This window comes from Photobacterium sp. OFAV2-7 (assembly GCF_022347985.1).
Lineage (GTDB): Bacteria > Pseudomonadota > Gammaproteobacteria > Enterobacterales > Vibrionaceae > Photobacterium.
Window position 1 is genome coordinate 1 of the sequence record NZ_JAKRFQ010000697.1, and the last position, 2,847, is coordinate 2,847.

General features: G+C 44.5%; 2 protein-coding genes. Both read right to left on the bottom strand.

The window, feature by feature from the left end; all coding sequences use genetic code 11:
• Window positions 1-862: 862 nt before the first annotated feature.
• Window positions 863-2,050: a MerR family transcriptional regulator gene (locus MHN01_RS23225; RefSeq protein ID WP_239413724.1), complete on the bottom strand. Its 1,188-nt coding sequence runs from the start codon at window positions 2,048-2,050 to the stop codon at window positions 863-865.
• Between the two features lie 26 nt (window positions 2,051-2,076).
• Window positions 2,077-2,613: a GNAT family N-acetyltransferase gene (locus MHN01_RS23230; RefSeq protein ID WP_239413725.1), complete on the bottom strand. Its 537-nt coding sequence runs from the start codon at window positions 2,611-2,613 to the stop codon at window positions 2,077-2,079.
• Window positions 2,614-2,847 lie beyond the last annotated feature (234 nt).

Sequence of the window (2,847 nt, forward strand, 5' to 3'; positions counted from 1 at the left end):
CAATCAGCGGGTTCCTGCTACCCTGAACCTTATGAATCAGTCGCCCTTGCGACAGCCCCCTTTGTTCCTCTGAGGTTCAAACTCCCTATCTATCTGTTCACCGCAATTATCCATAAGGCTTCAGTCTCAAATCATAGTAAGCGTGGTTCCTTCGGAACCCATTGCACCGAGAATCACTGGTAAACAAGTGGTGGAGATCTGATTTCGGCGACTTATTCTCCTAAATCCAAGATTGCGGGACCACATACTCTCAGCTAAAAGGATGGGATGATTCCTCGTAATCTTCTCATGAACCAACTTTTAAACTACCCGCTCAAGCTCAACTTCATGCTCAGTCAGTTTCCTAATAAATTCAACTAGGTTAACTGTCAAAAATAGCATTCAGACCAAACCAGCTGGCTATCTTGTATGCTTCACTACTCCGCCAGATGTTTTCAGCGTCTCAGTAAACACACTACCAGCTCTTACTACTGCACTTTAGTCAAGTGAACTCATGACTTCTTTTGGTATCGCCGTGAAAAATGACATGCTACCACCTATATATGTCAATTAGAGGGCGTTGAGATACATCGATTTCCATTTTTGATGGCTGACTACAGTATATTGAATAGTGGTCTCATAAAGCCTGAAACAGCAATTAGATCCCAAGCTAATTTAGTTTTCAAAGCCCTTGCTACTAGAAGCAGCAGTTCTCAGCCCCCCCTCACATGAACACTGATATCGAAGAGCAGCATTAACAGCCCGGGAATGAGCAATCTCTCAAATAGCTTTAGAGCATTTTCGAGTTAAACTAATCAGCCAGTTCTAGATAAATTCGGACCTAAGATCGGGCAGATTACACGCAGATCAACCCACTTATAACTCAGTTACAAGCCCTAAGAATAAACATCTGGTAATCGAATTCACCTGAGCGAGAATGAAAGGCCGACAGCTCGCGCTTAAGATCGTCTAATGCTACGGAGCCTTGCAGTTGCTCTTTAAGTGCTTCGACTCTGTTCTCGAGCGGCACATAATAATTCCGCCAACTATCATCACTTAATGCAAAGCTGTGTATTACCTCGTAGCCTGCTTGCTCTGCCTGTTCTATACGCTGAGCTGCCGTTGTCATATCCGGGTATTCCCTTTGCCAGAACGCTAAGGCATTTTCACTCGGTGAAGAACTTCTCCAAACTAAATCACTAAGTACTAATATTCCGGATTCTTTAAGCAAAGGACGCCAAGCTGTTAGGGCATTATTTACCCCCATGATGTAAGCACTACCTTCACTCCAAATAAGATCAAAACTCCCTGGTTCAAAAGGCAGTTTTTCCATGTTGGCACATACTGTCGACACCCAATCACCAATTCCCTGCTCTTTCAGGGTATTCATCAACGTTTGCAGAGCAAATTCTTCATTATCCACGGCGGTAATTGTTGCTTGGCTATGCTGTGCTAATACCTTGGCTGCTAGCACCTTAGTCGCAATACCCTGACCGCAGCCAATTTCAAGTATTGATTGCGGTGTATGAGGCAACAGTTCAAACGCCTTAAGCGTATCAGCCTCAGAGCCTGGTCCCCATCGCTCAAGCGCTTTAAAAACCAAATTAAAATCATCCATGTACTGTTCGTGACTATTCATATCTTTCGACAACCATTTCAGCCTCATCGCCTGCTTTTCATCGAAGCCTTGTTTGATTAACCATTCCAAGTGCGCTTCGGGCGCTTGCTGCTCCAGCGTTTCATGCCAGTCTGTCAGGCTGCTTTCACCCAACAAGGCAGCAAGTAGCTGACGTGACTTCTGCTTCTGAGCAATCTCTTCATCCAATTGGCGCAAGCGTTCAACCAAAATACCGCGCTCAACCTTTTCATCTAGACAGGCCTGACACTCTTTTAGTGTCAAGCCTCCAGCCTGTAACTTTTGTAGCAGCTTTAGTCGTTGTAAGTCTTTGTCGGTATAGCTCCGATAACCATTATCCAGCCTCTGACCCTGGATCAACCCCTGCTTTTCGTAATACAGCAAGGTTGTTCTTGATAATCCAAGCATTTCAGCCAATTGAGATATCCGATACATATTAAAGCCTTACACTCTGCTGCGTTTTACCACAACGCTTGTTTGTTAAACGCCGGAACACATATCGAGCCTCCGGCAATAGGTGTTAACTCTTGCTCGGTCAGAGATTGGGCTAGCCAGCCATGCGGATAAGATAAAGACAATGGCGCTTTAAACTGTTCTTCTGTTACCTGCCGGAAACCTACTTTAGAGTAAAAGGCAGGGTCGCCATAAGTGAAAGCTAACTCTGCACCTTGGTTCTTTATCGCCTGCAAGCCAACCTTGATCAGTTTCTGACCAATACCCTGACCCTGATAGTCGGTGCACACAGCTACTGGCGCTAACAGGAATACCTGTTTGTCAGATTCAAACGTCAATCGGGTAAACAGAATGCTCCCCACCACTCTGTTGTTGTCATTGGCGACAAACACATAAAGATCATTGCTGTCGGTTGTCTCGATCAACTCTTTGACCAACTCACCAATCAATTTACCTTCCGCCTCCCCTTCTGAATCAGAAAAAGTCTGTGTAAATAAGCCAATAATTTTTTCAGTCTGACTTGGCTCATACTGGCAATAGTTCATTGTTTAGTCCTCTCTAAATTCATGCTGCCAAGCATAAACTGTAGAGCTGTAGACAGGTCAAGAGTGATGTTGAACAGTAAAGTACTGTTTAGAACTCGTCCCAATAAGGCTCTTCCCCATAATAATTACTCGCAAAGTCTACGAAGCACCTAACCTTGCTCGGCAGAAACTTACGATTAGCATAAAGCATATATAGACCTAATGGCTCAGGCTCATAACCTTCGAGGATACGTG